Raw genomic sequence first — 17,195 nt, forward strand, 5'->3', positions numbered from 1 at the left:
GGGGCCTTTACTCGCCTTTGGGGGCGGCCAGGGGGCTTCAGTCGGCGGCGGGCGCGTGCTGTTCCGCCGCCGCCGGGACGTCGATCTCCCGCCAGAACCCCGCCCGAATGGCGTAACGGTCGTGCTCGTCGATCTGGTCGTCCTTGTGCGCGAGCAGCCCGAACCGCGCCGCGTACCGCAGCAGCTCCCCGTCGATCCGGTGCGGGATGCGCGGATACATCTGCGACAGCCGCTGGAGATGGCTCTGGTCGCCGAGCCGGGACATCCAGCGGCGGGCGAAGACCTGCCCGACCTCGTACGGATCGCCGCCGACGGTGGTGATGTCCTCCTCGCGGTCGGCCCACCGCTGCTCGGCGGTGGTGAGCTGGGCCAGCGTCGGCATGGAGGCGACCTCGGGGGGCTCGGTCACCGCGCCGGGCCGGTCGACCCAGCCCTTGTCGGAGGACCAGCGCAGGGTCGCCGTCGCCGGGTGCTGCACGGGCTGGGTGCCGGGTGCCCGCAGCGCGGCCAGGTCCTTGGGGGTGGGGACGCCCTTGGGGGCGGTCACCCGCTCCTGGGTGCCGTTCTCGGTCGCGGCGGTGGCCGGCTGGGCGGGCTGTTCGGCAGGCCGCTCGCTCGCCGCGGAGAGCGCGGACTCGGGCAGCGGGGCGGAGAGGATCGCGGCGATCTCGGGGCGGGGCGCGGGCGGCGGGGCGCAGACGCCGGTCAGCTCCTTGGCGCGGACGGCCTGGGTGATCCAGGCGCGGTCCAGCACGCGCCGCTCGTCGGCCTCGGCGACCAGGTCCTCGGACTGGTTGTAGTCGCCGTCGGCGGCCTGGACGGCCCACAGGTGGACGGCGACGCCGTGCTCCTTGGCGGCCATCATGCCGGGCAGCAGATCGCCGTCGCCGGTCACGAGGACGACGTCGGAGCAGGCGCGGTTGCGGGCCAGCTCGGTCAGCTCGGCGTGCATGGCGGCGTCGACGCCCTTCTGGGCCCAGCGTCCGTCGCTCCGGGTGAGGGCGCCGAGCCGGACGGTGACCCGGGGCATCACGCGCAGCCGGCGATGCTCCGGCTGGGGGACCCGGTCGGGGGCGCCGTCGAACCAGTAGATGCGCAGCAGGGGGCGCTCGGTGTCGGACTCCGCGCGTTCCCGCAGCGCCTGGATCAGCGCGGCGTGGTCGACGGTGATCCGGGACCGCGAGGGCTCACCGGCGAGGAGGCTGGCGGCGGCTCCCAGCAGATACCCGGCGTCCACCAGGACGATGCAGCGGTCCACGCGACTCACCCTCTTCCCGGGAGGTTTTGCTTCGGACTTCCTTCGAGTCTGCCCGACCACGCGGGGGTTAACGGCCGGAACTCGATCTTCGGCGTGGCGTTTGCGGTTCCGGTCCGCCCACCACCCCTGTCACACACGGTAATTATCCGACATGCGCTTGATGTCAGCGTATGTGAATCTGGTCCCGGCCCTGGCCCCTAGATCCCCCACAGGAGGCAGATCACCATGGCCAAGAACAAGAACCGCAAGCAGTCCGGCCCGCAGAACCGCGCTCCGCAGTCCGAGCACGCGCAGCGTCCGCAGGCGGAGGAGCACGAGCCGCCGATGGCGCACGTCCCGGGCAGCCCCTCGGAGGCCGCTCGCAAGAAGCAGAAGAGCTTCGGCCACAACTAAAGGGCAGTTGTAGCCCGGGCACACGTGAGGGGCGCACCCGTCAAGGGTGCGCCCCTTCCCGTTGACGCCCTCCGCCGGGCCTCAGCCGGCCAGGCAGGACGGGCCGAGCAGGACCTTCAGGTCGCCGAACAGCGCCGGGTCGGGCTTGACCCGGTGCCGGTCCAGGCGGAGCACGGTGGTCTTGCGCGGGCCCTGGAGCTTGATCCGGACCTCGCTGTCGCCCTTGTGGTGGCTGAGGATCTCGCCGAGGCGGCTGACCATCGGCGGGGTCACCTTCACGGCCGGGATGGTGAGCACAACGGGCGCGTTGGTGCCCGCGTTGGACAGGTCCGGGACCATCAGCTCCATGGCGACGAGCCGGGGCACGTCCTCCCGCTTGTCGAGGCGGCCCTTGACGAACACCACGGCGTCCTCGACCAGTTGGGTCGACACCAGCTGGTAGGTGGCCGGGAAGAACATGCACTCGATGGAGCCCGCCAGGTCCTCGACGGTGGCGATGGCCCAGGCGTTGCCCTGCTTGGTCATCTTGCGCTGAAGGCCGGAGATGATGCCGCCGATGGTCACCACCGAGCCGTCCGCGTAGTCACCGCCGGTGAGCTGGGCGATGCCCGCGTCCGCCTTGTCGGAGAGCACGTGCTCCAGGCCGAAGAGCGGGTGGTCGGAGACGTACAGACCGAGCATCTCCCGCTCCTGGGCGAGCAGATAGGTCTTGTCCCACTCGTCGTCGGTGAACTGCACGTCGAGCCCGAAGCCGGGCTGGTCGCTGGTCTCCTCGCCCATCCCGCCGAAGAGGTCGAACTGGCCCTCGGCCTCCTTGCGCTTGACCGCGACCACGTTGTCGATCATCGGCTCGTACTGGGCCATGAGGCCCTTGCGGGTGTGGCCCATCGAGTCGAAGGCGCCGGCCTTGATCAGCGATTCCGTGGTGCGCTTGTTGCAGACCACCGCGTCGACCTTGTCGAGGTAGTCGGGGAAAGAGGTGTACTTCCCCTTCGCCTTGCGGCACTTGATGATCGACTCGACCACGTTGGTGCCGACGTTGCGGACGGCGGACAGGCCGAAGAGGATCACTTCGTCGCCCTGGGCGGCGAAGTTCGCCTCGGACTCGTTGACGTTCGGCGGGAGCACCCGGATGCCCATGCGGCGGCACTCGTTGAGGTAGACCGCCGACTTGTCCTTGTCGTCCTTGACCGAGGTCAGCAGGGCGGCCATGTACTCGGCGGGGTGGTTCGCCTTCAGGTACGCCGTCCAGTACGACACCAGGCCGTACGCGGCGGAGTGCGCCTTGTTGAACGCGTAGCCGGCGAAGGGGACCAGCACGTCCCACAGCGCCTGGATGGCCTCGTCGCTGTAGCCGTTCTTGCGGGCGCCGGCCTGGAAGATGACGAAGTTCTTCTCCAGCTCCTCCGGCTTCTTCTTGCCCATCACACGGCGCAGGATGTCGGCCTCGCCGAGCGAGTAGCCCGCGATGATCTGAGCGGCCTTCTGCACCTGCTCCTGGTAGACGATCAGGCCGTAGGTGACGTCCAGGACCTCCTTGAGCGGCGCCTCCAGCTCGGGATGGATCGGCGTGATCTCCTGCTGCCCGTTCTTGCGCAGCGCGTAGTTCGTGTGGGAGTTCATGCCCATCGGGCCCGGCCGGTACAGGGCCGACACGGCGGAGATGTCCTCGAAGTTGTCCGGCTTCATCAGCCGCAGCAGGGACCGCATGGGGCCGCCGTCGAACTGGAAGACGCCGAGCGTGTCACCGCGCTGGAGCAGCTCGAAGGTCGTGGGGTCGTCGAGCGGCAGGGACAGCAGGTCGATGTCGAGGCCCTTGTTGGCCTTCACCATCTTGACCGCGTCGTCCATGATCGTGAGGTTGCGCAGACCCAGGAAGTCCATCTTCAGCAGGCCGAGCGACTCACAGCTCGGGTAGTCCCACTGGGTGATGGTCACACCGTCGGTGTGCCTCACCCACACGGGGACGTGCTCGGTGATGGTCTCGCTGGACATGATCACACCGGCGGCGTGCACACCCATCTGCCTGACCAGGCCCTCCACACCGCGCGCGGTGTCGATGACCTTCTTCACGTCCGGCTCGTTCTCGTACATCCCCCGCACCTCACCGGCCTCCGAGTAGCGCGGATGGCTGGGGTCGGTGATACCGGACAGCGGGATGCCCTTGCCCAGGACGTCGGCGGGCATGGCCTTGGTGATGCGGTCCCCCATCGCGTACGGGTAGCCCAGCACACGCGCGGAGTCCTTGATCGCGTTCTTGGCCTTGATGGTGCCGTACGTGCCGATCATGGCGACCTTGTCGGCGCCGTACTTCTCGGTCACGTACCGGATCACCTCGACGCGCCGGCGCTCGTCGAAGTCGATGTCGACATCGGGCATCGAGATGCGCTCGGGGTTCAGGAACCGCTCGAAGATCAGGCCGTGCGGGATCGGGTCGAGGTCGGTGATGCCGAGCGCGTAGGCGACGATCGAGCCGGCCGCGGAGCCCCGGCCGGGGCCGACCGCGATGCCCTGGCGCTTGGCCCACATGATGAAGTCGGCGACCACGAGGAAGTAGCCCGGGAACCCCATCTGGATGATGACGTCCATCTCGTACTCGGCCTGCTTCTGCCGGTCCTCGGGGACGCCGCCCGGGAAGCGGCGCTCCATGCCGCGGCGGACCTCCTCCTGGAACCAGGTGACCTCGGTGTAGCCCTCGGGGATGTCGAACTTGGGCATGAGGTCGCGCTTCTCGAACATGCCGGTGGTGTCCACCATCTCGGCGACGAGGAGCGTGTTGGCACAGCCCTCCTGCCAGGCGTCCGAGGAGTCGATGGCGTACATCTCGTCCGTGGACTTCAGGTAGTAGCCGGTGCCGTCGAACTTGAAGCGGTCGGGGTCGGAGAGGTTCTTGCCGGTCTGGATGCACAGCAGGGCGTCGTGGGCGCCCGCCTCGTGCGCGTACGTGTAGTGCGAGTCGTTCGTGACCAGCGGCGGGATGCCGAGCTTCTTGCCGATCTCCAGCAGGCCGTCGCGGACCCGGCGCTCGATCTCGATGCCGTGGTCCATCAGCTCCAGGAAGTACTTGTCCTTGCCGAAGATGTCCTGGTAGTCGGCGGCGGCCTTCAGGGCCTCGTCGAAGTGGCCGAGGCGCAGCCGGGTCTGCACCTCGCCGGAGGGGCAGCCGGTGGAGGCGACGATGCCCTCGGACCACTGGGCGATGGTCTCCTTGTCCATCCGGGGCCACTTCTGGAGCCAGCCCTCGGCGTAGGCGTCGGAGGAGAGCCGGAAGAGGTTGTGCAGGCCGGTCCTGTTCACGGCCCACATCGTCTTGTGGGTGTAACCGCCCGAGCCGGAGATGTCGTCCTTCTTCTGGTGCGGCTGGCCCCAGAGGATCTTGCGCTTGTTGCGCCGGGACTCGGGGGCGACATAGGCCTCGATCCCGATGATCGGGGTGATTCCGGCCTTCTTCGCGGAGTGGAAGAAGTCGTACGCCCCGTGGAGGTTGCCGTGGTCGGACATGGCGATGTGCGTCATGCCCATCTCGTTGCAGGCGTTGAACATGTCCTTCAGCCGCGCGGCACCGTCCAGCAGCGAGTACTGGGTGTGGACGTGCAGGTGCGTGAAGGGCGGCTTTGACACGGTGAGGCCTCCGGGGGAAACACTCGGCGACGGACTGGCGGACAGTTCTGGGGTCAGCGTCGAAGTCTATGCCGCGGCACTGACAACCGACGGGCACCTCCGCGTACCTTCGTGCGTTGGATACGGCAGAAACGCTGTCGTACAGGTAACGCACCAGGAGGCACCCCGCGATGTCGGTCCCCCAGCTCGACGAGGAGCAGCGCGGCGAGGAGATCCTCGCCGTCTTCGACACCGCCTTCGGCCGGCTCCTGGCCGCCGACCCGGCAGCGTTCCGGGTGAAGTTCCGGAAGATGGCGGCCTCGGCGTTCGCCTTCTACCGGGGCACGGCGTGCCTCTTCTACCACGACCTGGACGCCGAGAAGCGCGGCGGCCCGTACCTGGACGAGCGCACCTCACGCGTGTGGATCCACGGCGATCTGCACGCGGAGAACTTCGGCACGTACATGGACTCCAACGGCCGCCTGGTCTTCAACGTCAACGACTTCGACGAGGCCTACGTCGGCCCGTTCACCTGGGACCTGAAGCGCTTCTCGGCGTCCGTCGCGCTCATCGGGTACGCGAAGGCGCTCAGCGACGCGCAGATCACCGAGCTGGTGACGGTCTACGCCGCCGCCTACCGCGAGCGCGTCCACGCCCTGGCGACGGGCGCCAAGCGGGACGAGGTGCCGCCGTTCACGCTCGACACCGCGCAGGGTCCGCTGCTGGACGCGCTGCGTGACGCCCGCTCGCTGACCCGCTTCGGGCTGCTGGACTCGATGACCGAGATCCGCGACTTCGAGCGCCGCTTCGCCCCGGGCGGCGGCTCCATCGAGCTGGACGCGGCCACCCGGTACAAGGTCCTGGCGGCCTTCGACGGCTATCTGGAGACGCTGCCGGACTCCTCCCTGGCCCGCCCGGACTCCTACCGGGTGAAGGACGTCGTGGGCCGCCGGGGCATCGGCATCGGCTCGGCCGGCCTGCCGTCGTACAACATCCTCCTGGAGGGCCACAGCGACGCCCTGGAGAACGATGTCGTGATCTACATCAAGCAGGCCCAGACCCCGGCCGTCTCCCGGCACATCACGGACCCGGCCATCGCGGAGTACTTCCAGCACGAGGGCCACCGCACGGTGATCTCCCAGCGCGCCCTCCAGGCGCACGCCGACCCGTGGCTCGGCTGGACCGAGCTGGACGGCACGGGCCAGCTGGTCGCCGAGGTCTCGCCGTACGCCGTGGACCTGGACTGGGACGACATCGACGACCCGGAGGAGATCGCGGCCGTCGTCGCCGACCTGGGCCGGGCCACCGCCACCATGCACGCGGCGGCGGACGACACCTCCGGCGAGTCCCTGGTGCCGTTCTCCACCGAGCGCGCCATCGACGCGGCGCTCGCGGCCGACGAGGAGAGCTTCGCGCCCCTGCTGGTGGAGTTCGCGCACGGCTACGGCGCACGCGCGCGTGCCGACCACCAGATCTTCCTCGACCTGTTCCGCAACGGCCGGATTCCGGGGCTGTGACCTTCGCGGATTCACAGGCACCCTTTAGGGGCCCCTTACCCGCGTACGTGACAGACTCTCCTTTCGCTATGGACATATCCGGGACCCAGCTCAGAGCCGTGCGCGCGGCGCTGTTCACGGCCTTCGTCGTGACGCTCAGCACCGCGTCGCACGTGCTGCTGTCCCGTGCTCCGCTGCCGCTGGCGACCGTGGGCGCGGTCGCCGCCGGGGTGTTCGTCACCGCGTACGCGCTGGCGGGCCGCGAGCGCGGCTTCGGCCGGATCGCGGCCCTGCTGATCCCGCTGGAGCTGGCCGCCGACACGGTGTTCACCACGGGCCAGCACGCCTGCTACGGCCGCGCGGGCGGCCCGGTCGCCGGCCCGCTGCGCGCGGTCGGCCTGGACGTGCTGTGCGAGGGCCGGGTGGGCACCCCGCTGGCCCGGATGACCGGCGGTCCCGGCCATGCCGGGGCGCTGCTCGCCCACGCCAGCCCGGCCGCCGCCTGGCTGCTGCTCGCCGCGCACATCGGCGTGGGGCTGCTCGCCGCCGCCTGGCTGCGCCGGGGTGAGCGCGCGCTGACCCAGCTGCTGCGGGCGGTCGCCGCCAGCACCTTCCGGCCGCTGCTGCTGGCGGTGGCCGCGGTCGCCGCACGGCCGCTGCCGGCCCGCCGGCTGCCCCGCCCGGCGCCGCGCCGCGCCGCCGCCCGCGACCGGCTCCTCACCCACTCCCTGGGACGGCGTGGACCGCCGTGCTCACCGGCATTCGCCTGAGCACGACCAGTCCCCCACACGTATCCCGCGTACGACGTGTGCGCGTCCCATATGGAGATCACCAACATGAGCAAGCGGAACAGCCAGTCGGCGAAGACGGCGGCCCGGGAGCGGCTGCGCCAGGAGCGCGAGCGGCAGGCCAAGCGCGACAAGGTCAGGCGGCAGCTCATCGTGGCCGCCTCGGTCGTGGCCGTCCTGGCCGCGGCCGGCGGCATAGGCTACGCCGTCGTGCAGGCCAACAAGCCCGCCTACTGGGAGGCCGCGAAGAACGACAAGCTCGTCAAGCCGGCCAACACCACGGGCACGGACGGCACGACGATCGTCCTCGGCAAGAGCAGCGCCAAGAAGACGCTGGTGATGTACGAGGACCCGCGCTGCCCCGTCTGCGCCGACTTCGAGCAGGTGGTCGGCCCGACCGTCAAGAAGGACCTCGACGCCGGCAAGTTCAGGATCCAGTACGTCGGCGCCACCTTCCTCGACAAGAACCTGACGGGCGAGGGCTCCAAGAACGCGCTCAGCGCCCTGGGGGCCGCGCTCAACGTCAGCCCCGAGGCCTTCCTCGAGTACAAGACCGCGATGTACTCGAAGAAGTGGCACCCCGCGGAGACCACCGACAAGTTCAAGGACGACAGCTACCTGATCAAGATCGCCGACACGGTCCCCGCGCTGAAGGGCAACGCGGCCTTCCAGAAGGCCGTGAAGGACGGCACCTACGACAGGTGGGCGCTTGAGGAGTCGAAGATCTTCGACAAGGACGGCATCTCGGGCACCCCGACCCTGAAGATGGACGGCAAGGCACTGACGGGCTCCGACGGCAAGAACGCGCCCATGACGGTCGCCGAGTTCAACACCGCGCTGGAGGCGGCCCTCAAGGGCTGAGCCGACACTCAGTCAAAGAGCGGGCGAACTTTTGCGAGTTCGCCCGCTCTTGCGCGTACCGATCAGTAACCTGATCGTCCGTGACCAGTCGATACAGATCATCCGAGGCCTCCCAGAACCTCGGTTCGCTTTCGCCCCGCCGCCGTACGGTCGTCAAGGCCGCGGCGGCGACCGCTGTCCTGGCCGGCCCGCTGGCCGCCGCGCTGCCGGCCCGCGCCGCCACGGACACCCCCGCCTTCCTGCACGGTGTCGCCTCCGGCGACCCGCTGCCCGACGGCGTGTTGCTGTGGACCCGGGTGACCCCGACCCCGGAGGCGATACCGGGTTCGGGGCTCGGCCCGGACACCGAGGTCAGCTGGGCCGTCGCCAAGGACAAGGCGTTCACCAGCATCGTCGCCAAGGGCTCCACCACGGCGACGGCCGCCTCCGACCACACCGTGAAGGCCGACATCCGCGGTCTGGAGCCGGCCACCGACTACTGGTTCCGCTTCTCGGCCGGCGGCACCGACTCCCCGGTGGCGCGCACCCGCACCGCGCCGGCGGCGGACGCGGACGTCTCCTCCTTGCGCTTCGGCGTGGTCTCCTGCGCCAACTGGGAGGCCGGCTGGTTCTCCGCTTACCGCCACCTCGCGGCCCGGAACGACCTGGACGCCTGGCTGCATCTCGGCGACTACATCTACGAGTACAAGTCCGGCGAGTACGGGACCCGGGGCACGGTCGTACGCCCGCACGCGCCCGCGGGCGAGATCCTCACCCTCGCCGACTACCGCGTCCGGCACGCCAGGTACAAGACCGACCCCGACCTCCAGGCCCTGCACCTGAAGGCGCCGGTCATCGCGATCTGGGACGACCACGAGTTCGCCGACAACGCCTGGTCGGGCGGCGCGGTCAACCACACCGAGGGCGCCGAGGGCACCTGGTCGGCGCGTCAGGCCGCCGCAAAACAGGCCTACTTCGAGTGGATGCCGGTCCGCCCGGCCGTCGCCGGCACCACCTACCGGCGGCTGCGGTTCGGCAAGCTCGCCGACCTGTCCCTGCTGGACCTGCGCTCCTTCCGCTCCCAGCAGGCGTCCACGGCCAGCGGCTCGGTCGACGACCCGGACCGCACGCTCACCGGACGCGCCCAGCTCGACTGGCTGAAGGCCGGCCTGAAGGCCTCCGACACCAGGTGGCGGCTGGTCGGCAACTCGGTGATGATCTCGCCGTTCTCCTTCGGCTCCCTCTCCGCGGACCTGTTCAAGCCGCTCGCCAAGCTGCTCGGGCTGCCGCAGGAGGGCATCGCCGCCAACACCGACCAGTGGGACGGCTACACCGACGACCGCCGCGAACTGCTGGCCCACCTGCGCTCCAACGCCATCGGCAACACCGTCTTCCTGACCGGTGACATCCACATGGCTTGGGCCAACGACGTGCCGGTGGACGCGGGCACCTACCCGCTGTCGGCGTCGGCGGCCACCGAGTTCGTGGTGACCTCGGTGACCTCCGACAACCTGGACGACATCGTGAAGGTGCCCGAGGGCACGGTCTCCGCGATCGCCGCGCCGGTCATCAGGGCCGCCAACCGGCACGTCCACTGGGTGGACACCGACCGGCACGGCTACGGCGTGCTGGACATCACCGCCGACCGCGCGCAGATGGACTACTACGTCCTGTCCGACCGCACCGACGCGAACGCCACCTCCAGTTGGGTGCGTTCCTACCGCACCCGCAGCGGCACGCAGAAGGTCGAGCGGACCTACGACCCGGTGTGACCGCCCGGACGCGACCGCTCAGCCGAGCGATTCGAGGAAGCCGAGCGCCACCCGCCAGGTGGCCTCGGCGGCCTCCGCGTCGTAGTCCGGCAGTTCGGGGTCGGTGTAGACGTGCCCGGCCCCGGCGTACCGGTAGACCTCCACATCGGCGCCCGCCCGGCCCATCTGTAGATACCAGGCGCTCAGCCAGTCGTCCGTCTCGAACGGGTCCGGCTCGGCCACGTGCAGCTGCACCGGCAGCTCGTCCACGTGCGCGTTCGGCGCGATGTCCGACGTGCCGTGCAGGAGCAGCAGCCCGCGCGCCTTGTCGTCACCGAGGGCCAGGGTCTGGGCGATGGAGGCGCCGAGCGAGAACCCGGCGTACACCAGCCCCCGGTCCGAGTACGGCGCCGCCGCCAGCACGGCCCGCTTGAGCAACTCCTCCTTGCCGATCCGCTCCTTGAACTCCATGCCCTCCTCGACGGTGTCGAACGTACGCCCCTCGAAGAGGTCCGGCGTCCACACCTCGTGGCCCGCCGCGCGCAGCCGGTCCGCGGCCTCGCGCACCGCGGGCCTGAGCCCGTAGGTCGAGTGAAAGAGCATGATGTTCATGAGGCCATGGTGCCAGCCGGGCCCGCCCGAGCCGTACCACGGCCGCACCGGCGGCACCGCCCGTACCCACGAGCGCCCCGAAGTCACATGTTCATGTCCCACCGAAGCCGGTTAGGTTCCGAGGCATGGAGACCGTACTCCGTCCCGTGATCGTGGTCGGCGGTTCCGTGTTCCTGACCGTACTCATCGGCTGGGCCACGGACGTGCTGCTGCGCAAGGCCGACGAACGGCACAGCGAGACCCCACTGTGGGGCCTGCTGCGGCGCGGCCGCGTGCCGTACCAGATGGTGCTGTGCGCGGCCCTGCTCAGAGGCTCCTACGACCAGGCGAAACTGCTCCAGCAGCACCAGACCGGCGTCGGGCGGACGCTGACCCTGGTGCTGATCGGGGCTGCGGCCTGGCTGGTGATCCGGATCGCCGCGGCCATAGTCGAGACCACCTACACCCGCTACGCCCGCGCCCACCACGACCCCGCCCGGGTCCGGCGCGTGCGCACCCAGGTGAGCCTGATCATGCGCGTGGTCGCGGCGATCGTCGGGGTGGTCGCCGTCGCCGCGATGCTGCTGACCTTCCCGGCGATGCGCGCGGCCGGCGCGTCCCTGCTGGCATCCGCCGGCGTCCTCGGCATCGTGGCCGGTGTCGCGGCCCAGTCCACGCTGGCGAACATGTTCGCCGGGCTCCAGATCGCCTTCGGGGACATGGTCCGGCTCGGCGACACCGTCGTCGTGGACGGCGAGTGGGGCACCGTCGAGGAGATCACCCTGACCTTTCTGACGGTACGGACCTGGGACGAGCGCCGGATCACCATGCCGGTGTCGTACTTCACCTCCAAACCCTTCGAGAACTGGTCCCGTGGCACCCCGCAGATGACCGGGATCGTCTACTGGCATCTCGACCACAGCGCGCCGATCGAGGCGATGCGCGAGAAGCTGCGGGACATCCTGCGCGCCTGCCCGGCCTGGGACGGCCGCGCGTGCAACCTCCAGGTGACGGACACCACGCCGAACACCATCCAGGTGCGCGCGCTGGTGACGGCGAAGGACGCCGACGACATCTGGACGGTGCGGGTCACGGTCCGCGAGCAGATGATCAGCTGGCTGTCCGCCGAGCACCCCTACGCGCTGCCCCGGGTGAACACCGCGGAGTCGGTGCTCCCGCCGAGCCGCGTCCCGTCCCCCGACGGCGCCTCCCTGCGCAGGGCCTACGACTTCCCGCGCACCGGCCGGGGCTAGGAGCGACGGGCGGGTGGCGCCGGGAGTTGTTGTTGTCCACGGGGTCGGCGCATGAGTATGACGCGCTTCCGCGCAGCGCTCACCGCAGGCTCCGTACGTCCAGATGCCGAAGCACCCGGTCCACGATCTCCGGGTCCGCTCCCGGCTCGCTCCGCGCCGCCAGCACCTCGTGGCGCGCCGCGCTCAGCATCTCGTTCTGGATGCGCCGCACCCGCTTCAGCCGCTTGGCCCGCTGGTGCTGCGCCTCCCGCCGCTCCTCCTCCCCCACGTCCGGGCTGATCCGGATGCCGATGTCGAAGGCCCGCCGCAGCATCTGCTCGGAGAGCTCCTCGGGCAGCTCCTCCACCTGCTCGATCTCCCGCAACCGCCGCTTCGCCGCCTTCGCGGCCCGCACCGCCAGCTCCTTCTCGAACTCCTTCTCCCGCTCGGAGTCGGCCCGCACCCCTAGCTGCTTCACCAGCCACGGCAGTGTGAGCCCCTGCACCACCAGCGTGGCGACGATCACTCCGAAGGCGATGAAGACGATCTCGTCCCGATCGGGGAACGGCGACCCGGCGTCCGTCTTGAGCGGCACGGCCAGCGCCAGCGCCACCGAGGCCACCCCGCGCATGCCGGACCACCACATCACGACGGTCTCCCGCCAGCTCACCGGGATCTCCTCGTCGTAGTCCCGGCGGGCGTGCAACCGCTTGGTCAGCCAGGTCGCCGGCAGCAGCCACAGCAGCCGTACGACGACCACCACGCCCACCACGGCCGCCGCCCAGCCGAGCATCTCGCCCCACCGCCCCTGGGCCGTGCGGATGGCGTTGTGCAGTTCCAGACCGATGAGTCCGAAGGCGACGCCCGTGACGAGGGTGTCGATGATGTCCCAGAAGGTGTGCCCGGCGAGCCGGGTCATCACGTCGTCGGCGTCGGTGGCGTACTCGGCGAGGAAGAGCGCCGTGGTGAGCACGGCGAGCACGCCCGAGCCGTGCAGCTTCTCCGCGAGCACGTAGGAGGCGTACGGCACCAGCAGGGTCATGCCGATCTGAAGGGTCGGATCGCCGAGCAGGTCCATCAGCTTGTTCGCGCCCCAGCCCAGCACCAGGCCGACGGCCACCGCGACGACGGCGGACAGCACCAGGTCCACACCGGCCCGCCAGGGCGAGAAGGAGCCGCTCACGGCCGCGGCGATCGCCACGTGGTACAGCACGATGGCGGTGACGTCGTTGAAGAGGCCCTCGCCCTCCAGGATCGACACCAGGCGGCGCGGCAGCCCCAGCTGGCCGGCGACGCTGGTCGCGGCGACCGGGTCGGGCGGCGCGATCAGGGCGCCCAGCGCGACGGCGGCGGCGATCGGCAGCCCGGGCACGATGGCGTTGGCGACGAACGCCACGCACACCGTCGTCACGAAGACCAGGGCCACGGCCAGCAGGAAGATCGGGCGGATGTTGGCCGCGAACTGCCGCCAAGAGGTCCGGCGTACGGCGGCGTAGAGCAGCGGTGGCAGCAGCCCGGGCAGGATCAGGTCCGGCGGGATGTCCACGTTGGGGACGAATTCGGCCACCGCCAGGGCCCCGCCGAACAGGGTCATCAGCACCGGCGCCGGCACCCCGAACCGGTCCCCCACCGGGACGCTCACCAGGGCCCCGAGCAGCAGTACGAACAACAGAGCCAGCTGATCCACGGACGGCGCTCCGGGAGTCGACGATCACACGGCAGACCTCAAGCCTGCCATGACGCCCACGACCCGGCCCTGCTCCGACGCCTGTCCGCGCAGGCCCGGGCCGTTACAGAGCCCGGCGCATCGCCCGGTGCGGTATGCCCGCGTCCGGGAACTCCGGGCCGTACGCCTCGTAGCCGAGCCGCTCGTAGAAGCCCAGGGCGTGGGTCTGGGCGTGCAGGTCCACCGCCGTGAGGCCACGCGCGCGTGCCGCGTCCTCGATGGCGCGCACCAGGGCCGCGCCGACGCCGAGTCCACGGGCCGCCCGGGAGACGGCGAGCCGGCCCAGCGAGCCCACCGCCGGGTCCCCGCCGGTCTTCGCGGCCGCCGCCTCGCCGTACAACAGGCGCCCGGTACCCAGCGGCATCCCGTCCTCTCGGACGGCCAGGACATGCACGGCCACGGCGTCGTAGGCGTCGTACTCGATGTCCTCGGCCACGCCCTGCTCGGCCACGAAGACCTCCTTGCGGACCGCGAAGCAGGCCTCGCGGTCGGCGGGGTCCTCGGCGACCCGGACGGTGTAGGCGGGGCTCACGCCCATGTCTCCTCCCGGACCTGGTCGAGGGCCGTCTGGAGGTCCTCGGGGTAGTCGCTCTCGAACTCCACCCAGGAGCCGTCGCCGGGGTGCTCGAAGCCGAGGCGTACGGCGTGCAGCCACTGGCGGGTCAGGCGCAGCCGCTTGGCGAGGGTGGGGTCGGCGCCGTAGGTGAGGTCGCCGACGCACGGGTGGCGGTGGGCGGCCATGTGGACGCGGATCTGGTGGGTGCGGCCCGTCTCCAGCTTGACGTCCAGCAGGGAGGCGGCGCGGAAGGCCTCGATGAGGTCGTAGTGGGTCACCGAGGGCTTGCCGTCGGCGGTGACCGCCCACTTGTAGTCGTGGTTCGGGTGGCGGCCGATCGGGGCGTCGATGGTGCCGCTCGTCGGGTCCGGGTGGCCCTGGATCAGGGTGTGGTAGCGCTTGTCGACCGTGCGCTCCTTGAACTGGCGCTTGAGCGACGTGTACGCCCGCTCCGACTTGGCGACCACCATCAGGCCGGAGGTGCCGACGTCCAGGCGGTGCACGATGCCCTGGCGCTCGGCGGCGCCGGAGGTGGAGATCCGGTATCCGGCGGCGGCGAGGCCGCCGATGACGGTCGGGCCGGACCAGCCCGGCGACGGGTGCGCGGCCACGCCGACGGGCTTGACGATCACGACCACGTCATCGTCGTCGTGCACGATCTCCATGCCCTCGACCGGCTCGGCGACCACCTGCACCGGCGCGGGCGCCTGCGGCATCTCGACCTCCAGCCAGGCGCCGCCGCGCACCCGCTCGGACTTGCCGACCACCGCGCCGTCGACCTGGACCTTGCCGGCCGCGGCCAGCTCCGCCGCCTTCGTGCGGGAGAAGCCGAACATGCGGGAAATGGCGGCGTCGACGCGCTCGCCCTCCAGGCCGTCGGGCACGGGCAGGGTACGGATCTCGGGAATCGTGCTCACCCGTCGAGTATGCCGGACGGGCCGGACGCCTCCGCACGAGCCTGTGGAAAACCCGGGCGGACCCCGGGGTCAGTCCTTGTGGACCGTGCCGTCGGGGTCCAGGCCGCGGAAGGACAGCAGCACGATCAGGATGCCGCCGCACACGATCGCCGAGTCGGCGAGGTTGAACACCGCGAAGCCCTTGGGCGCGATGAAGTCCACCACCTCGCCCTCGAAGACGCCCGGCGCCCGGAAGATCCGGTCGGTGAGGTTGCCGAGCGCGCCGCCGAGCAGGAGCCCGAGCGCCACCGCCCAGGGGAAGCTGTACAGCTTGCGGGCCAGGCGGAAGATCACGACGATCACGGCCGCGGCGATCAGCGTGAAGATCACCGTGAAGGCCGCGCCGAACCCGAAGGCGGCACCCGGGTTGCGGATCGCGTGCAGCTCCAGCAGGTCCCCGACGACCTGGATCGGCGCGTGGCCCTCCAGCCGGGACACGACGAGCATCTTGCTGATCAGGTCGAGGGCGTACGCGAACGCGGCCACCGCGAACAGCACGGCGATCCGGCGCCCGCGGCCGGGCCGCCGCGCCGGGGTCCGCTCCTCGCCCGTGCCGGACGCGCCGGCCTCCCCGGGCGCCCCGACCGCGCCGGTGTCGGCGGGTGCTCCGGCCGCCGCCGTGTGCTCGCCGCCGTCGTCCGGGGTGTCCGGCGTACCGATGATCCGCTCCGCCTCTGCCACGTGAGTCCCTCAACCTAGGTGCCTGACTGGGGACGAGACTACGGCACGCCCTGAGGGCCCCTCACGCTCAGGAGCGGCGTTCCTGCTTCTGCTTGCACTCCACGCACAGCGTGGCCCTCGGGAACGCCTGCATCCGGGCCTTTCCGATGGGGTTGCCGCAGTTCTCGCACAGGCCGTAGGTGCCCGCGTCGAGCCGTTCCAGGGCGCGCTCGGTCTGGATCAGCATCTCGCGCGCGTTCGCGGCCAGCGCCAGTTCATGCTCGCGCGTGATGTTCTTGGTGCCGGTGTCGGCCTGGTCGTCGCCGGCGCCGTCCCCCGAGTCCCGCATCAGGCCGACCAGGGACGCCTCCGACGAGCTGATCTCCTCCCGCAGCCGCTCCAGCTCGGATTGCAGCTCCGCCCGGGCCTCCGCGACCTCTTCCGGGGTCCAGGGATCCTCACCGGGGCGCACCGCCAGTTCGCCGGGCTCCACCGCGGCGAGCCGCGCCTTGGGAACGGCGGTCTGTTCCGCCGTGGCCGTGCCAGGAGTCTTCTTCGCAACCACCGTCGTGGCTCCCGTCTGCTTCGCGGCCCGCGCCGCGCCCGCTTTCTTGGCCGTGCTCTTGTCGGCCGCCTCCCGCGCCGCGCCCTTCTGGGCAGCGGTCTTCTCGGTGACGGCCGTCCTGTCGACGGTCTTCCTGCCGGCCGTCTCCTTGGCGGCCGTCTCCGTGCCGGCCGTCTCCTTGGCGGCCGTCTTCCCCGTGACGGCCGGCTTCTTCGTGGCCGGCTTCTTCGTGGCCGTCTTCTTCGTGGCCGTCTTCTTCCCGGCAGCCGTCTTGTCGGGGGCGACCGCCTTCTTCGTGGCCGCCTGCCTCACTGCGGCCTTCTCCGCCGCCGTCTTCTTGGCCACCGCCTCCTTCACGGCCGTCTCCTTGGCGGCCTGTTTCTTGGCGACCGTCTTCTTGGCCGCCGTCTTGGTCACCGCCGGCTTCCCGGCAGCCGTCTTCACAGCCGCCGGCTTCCTGGCCACCGCTGCCTTCTCGGCAGCCGTCTCCTTCACGGCCGTCTCCTTCGCGGCCGTCTCCTTCGCGGCCGTCTTCCCGCCGGCCGTCTTCGTGGCAGCCGTCTTCGTGGCGGCCGTCCTGCCCGGGGCCGTCTTCTTGGTGGCAGGCCTCGCGCCGGTCTTCCCGGTCGCCGGCTGCTGTACGGCGGTCTTCTTCGCCACCATGGCCGCGGCCCCTTCACATATTGTGATCTTGCACGCGAATCGTGCTGGGACGATAAATCGACTTGAGTCCCGCGGCAACGGGGCACACCGCCCGATTCGCCCGCCCGCACCCCCCGCGCC

Annotated in this window: 14 protein-coding genes; 6 read left to right on the forward strand and 8 right to left on the reverse strand. The window is 70.6% G+C overall.

The genetic code is table 11. The annotated features are described in order from the left end of the window. Positions 1 to 37: 37 nt before the first annotated feature. Positions 38 to 1,258 (reverse strand): NYN domain-containing protein, encoded by a 1,221-nt coding sequence (locus ACZ4WH_RS06555; protein WP_468177240.1) that lies wholly within the window; start codon positions 1,256 to 1,258, stop codon positions 38 to 40. 225 nt (positions 1,259 to 1,483) lie between these two features. On the opposite strand from ACZ4WH_RS06555, the gene ACZ4WH_RS06560 reads away from it, so the two are divergent. Further along, entirely contained in the window at positions 1,484 to 1,651 is a 168-nt protein-coding gene (locus ACZ4WH_RS06560) for a hypothetical protein (protein WP_468177242.1), read from the forward strand. 81 nt (positions 1,652 to 1,732) lie between these two features. Here ACZ4WH_RS06560 and dnaE read toward each other — a convergent pair whose 3' ends face one another. Further along, entirely contained in the window at positions 1,733 to 5,272 is a 3,540-nt protein-coding gene (gene dnaE, locus ACZ4WH_RS06565; RefSeq protein ID WP_468177244.1) for a DNA polymerase III subunit alpha, read from the reverse strand. Between the two features lie 170 nt (positions 5,273 to 5,442). Here dnaE and ACZ4WH_RS06570 point away from each other — a divergent pair, with 170 nt between their 5' ends. From ACZ4WH_RS06570 to ACZ4WH_RS06585, 4 genes are all read left to right on the forward strand, one after another. Further along, positions 5,443 to 6,768 carry a DUF2252 domain-containing protein gene (locus tag ACZ4WH_RS06570; protein ID WP_468177247.1) on the forward strand — a complete coding sequence of 442 codons (1,326 nt, stop codon included), beginning with the start codon at positions 5,443 to 5,445 and terminating at the stop codon, positions 6,766 to 6,768. Positions 6,769 to 6,836: 68 nt separating this feature from the next. Further along, entirely contained in the window at positions 6,837 to 7,517 is a 681-nt protein-coding gene (locus tag ACZ4WH_RS06575) for a hypothetical protein (protein WP_468177249.1), read from the forward strand. 66 nt (positions 7,518 to 7,583) lie between these two features. Next, positions 7,584 to 8,396 (forward strand): DsbA family protein, encoded by an 813-nt coding sequence (locus ACZ4WH_RS06580; protein WP_468177251.1) that lies wholly within the window; start codon positions 7,584 to 7,586, stop codon positions 8,394 to 8,396. A gap of 80 nt (positions 8,397 to 8,476) precedes the next feature. Continuing rightward, entirely contained in the window at positions 8,477 to 10,147 is a 1,671-nt protein-coding gene (locus ACZ4WH_RS06585; protein ID WP_468177253.1) for an alkaline phosphatase D family protein, read from the forward strand. Positions 10,148 to 10,165: 18 nt separating this feature from the next. On the opposite strand, the gene ACZ4WH_RS06590 is transcribed toward ACZ4WH_RS06585, so the two are convergent. Beyond that, the gene (locus ACZ4WH_RS06590; RefSeq protein ID WP_468177255.1) at positions 10,166 to 10,738 is read right to left on the reverse strand and encodes a dienelactone hydrolase family protein; all 573 of its coding nucleotides are present in this window, start codon (positions 10,736 to 10,738) and stop codon (positions 10,166 to 10,168) included. A gap of 125 nt (positions 10,739 to 10,863) precedes the next feature. Here ACZ4WH_RS06590 and ACZ4WH_RS06595 point away from each other — a divergent pair, with 125 nt between their 5' ends. Continuing rightward, a complete protein-coding gene (locus tag ACZ4WH_RS06595; protein ID WP_468177257.1) occupies positions 10,864 to 11,970 on the forward strand; it encodes a mechanosensitive ion channel family protein in 1,107 nt (368 codons plus the stop codon). 79 nt (positions 11,971 to 12,049) lie between these two features. Here the strand turns inward: ACZ4WH_RS06595 and ACZ4WH_RS06600 are convergent, their stop codons facing one another. The 5 genes from ACZ4WH_RS06600 to ACZ4WH_RS06620 all read right to left on the reverse strand — a co-directional run bounded on the left by ACZ4WH_RS06600 (position 12,050) and on the right by ACZ4WH_RS06620 (position 17,075). Next, the gene (locus tag ACZ4WH_RS06600) at positions 12,050 to 13,636 is read right to left on the reverse strand and encodes a Na+/H+ antiporter (protein ID WP_468177259.1); all 1,587 of its coding nucleotides are present in this window, start codon (positions 13,634 to 13,636) and stop codon (positions 12,050 to 12,052) included. Positions 13,637 to 13,739: 103 nt separating this feature from the next. After that, a complete protein-coding gene (locus ACZ4WH_RS06605) occupies positions 13,740 to 14,213 on the reverse strand; it encodes a GNAT family N-acetyltransferase (protein ID WP_468177261.1) in 474 nt (157 codons plus the stop codon). Further along, positions 14,204 to 15,148: an RluA family pseudouridine synthase gene (locus tag ACZ4WH_RS06610; RefSeq protein WP_468177263.1), complete on the reverse strand. Its 945-nt coding sequence runs from the start codon at positions 15,146 to 15,148 to the stop codon at positions 14,204 to 14,206. Before ACZ4WH_RS06610 ends, ACZ4WH_RS06605 begins: the two co-directional genes overlap by 10 nt. A gap of 69 nt (positions 15,149 to 15,217) precedes the next feature. Beyond that, positions 15,218 to 15,868, reverse strand: coding sequence for a signal peptidase II (gene lspA, locus ACZ4WH_RS06615; protein ID WP_468177265.1), 651 nt, complete (start codon positions 15,866 to 15,868; stop codon positions 15,218 to 15,220). Positions 15,869 to 15,935: 67 nt separating this feature from the next. Continuing rightward, on the reverse strand, positions 15,936 to 17,075 hold the full coding sequence (locus ACZ4WH_RS06620; protein ID WP_468177267.1) for a histone H1-like repetitive region-containing protein: 1,140 nt from the start codon (positions 17,073 to 17,075) through the stop codon (positions 15,936 to 15,938). Positions 17,076 to 17,195 lie beyond the last annotated feature (120 nt).

This window comes from Streptomyces sp. NPDC029138 (assembly GCF_055564375.1).

Coding starts and splice junctions, on each gene's coding strand:
- ACZ4WH_RS06590 (WP_468177255.1), bottom strand. CDS start 10,738: ATGAACATCATGCTCTTTCACTCGACCTACGGGCTCAGGCCCGCGGTG.
- ACZ4WH_RS06595 (WP_468177257.1), top strand. CDS start 10,864: ATGGAGACCGTACTCCGTCCCGTGATCGTGGTCGGCGGTTCCGTGTTC.
- ACZ4WH_RS06605 (WP_468177261.1), bottom strand. CDS start 14,213: ATGGGCGTGAGCCCCGCCTACACCGTCCGGGTCGCCGAGGACCCCGCC.
- ACZ4WH_RS06570 (WP_468177247.1), top strand. CDS start 5,443: ATGTCGGTCCCCCAGCTCGACGAGGAGCAGCGCGGCGAGGAGATCCTC.
- ACZ4WH_RS06575 (WP_468177249.1), top strand. CDS start 6,837: ATGGACATATCCGGGACCCAGCTCAGAGCCGTGCGCGCGGCGCTGTTC.
- ACZ4WH_RS06620 (WP_468177267.1), bottom strand. CDS start 17,075: ATGGTGGCGAAGAAGACCGCCGTACAGCAGCCGGCGACCGGGAAGACC.
- ACZ4WH_RS06580 (WP_468177251.1), top strand. CDS start 7,584: ATGAGCAAGCGGAACAGCCAGTCGGCGAAGACGGCGGCCCGGGAGCGG.
- ACZ4WH_RS06560 (WP_468177242.1), top strand. CDS start 1,484: ATGGCCAAGAACAAGAACCGCAAGCAGTCCGGCCCGCAGAACCGCGCT.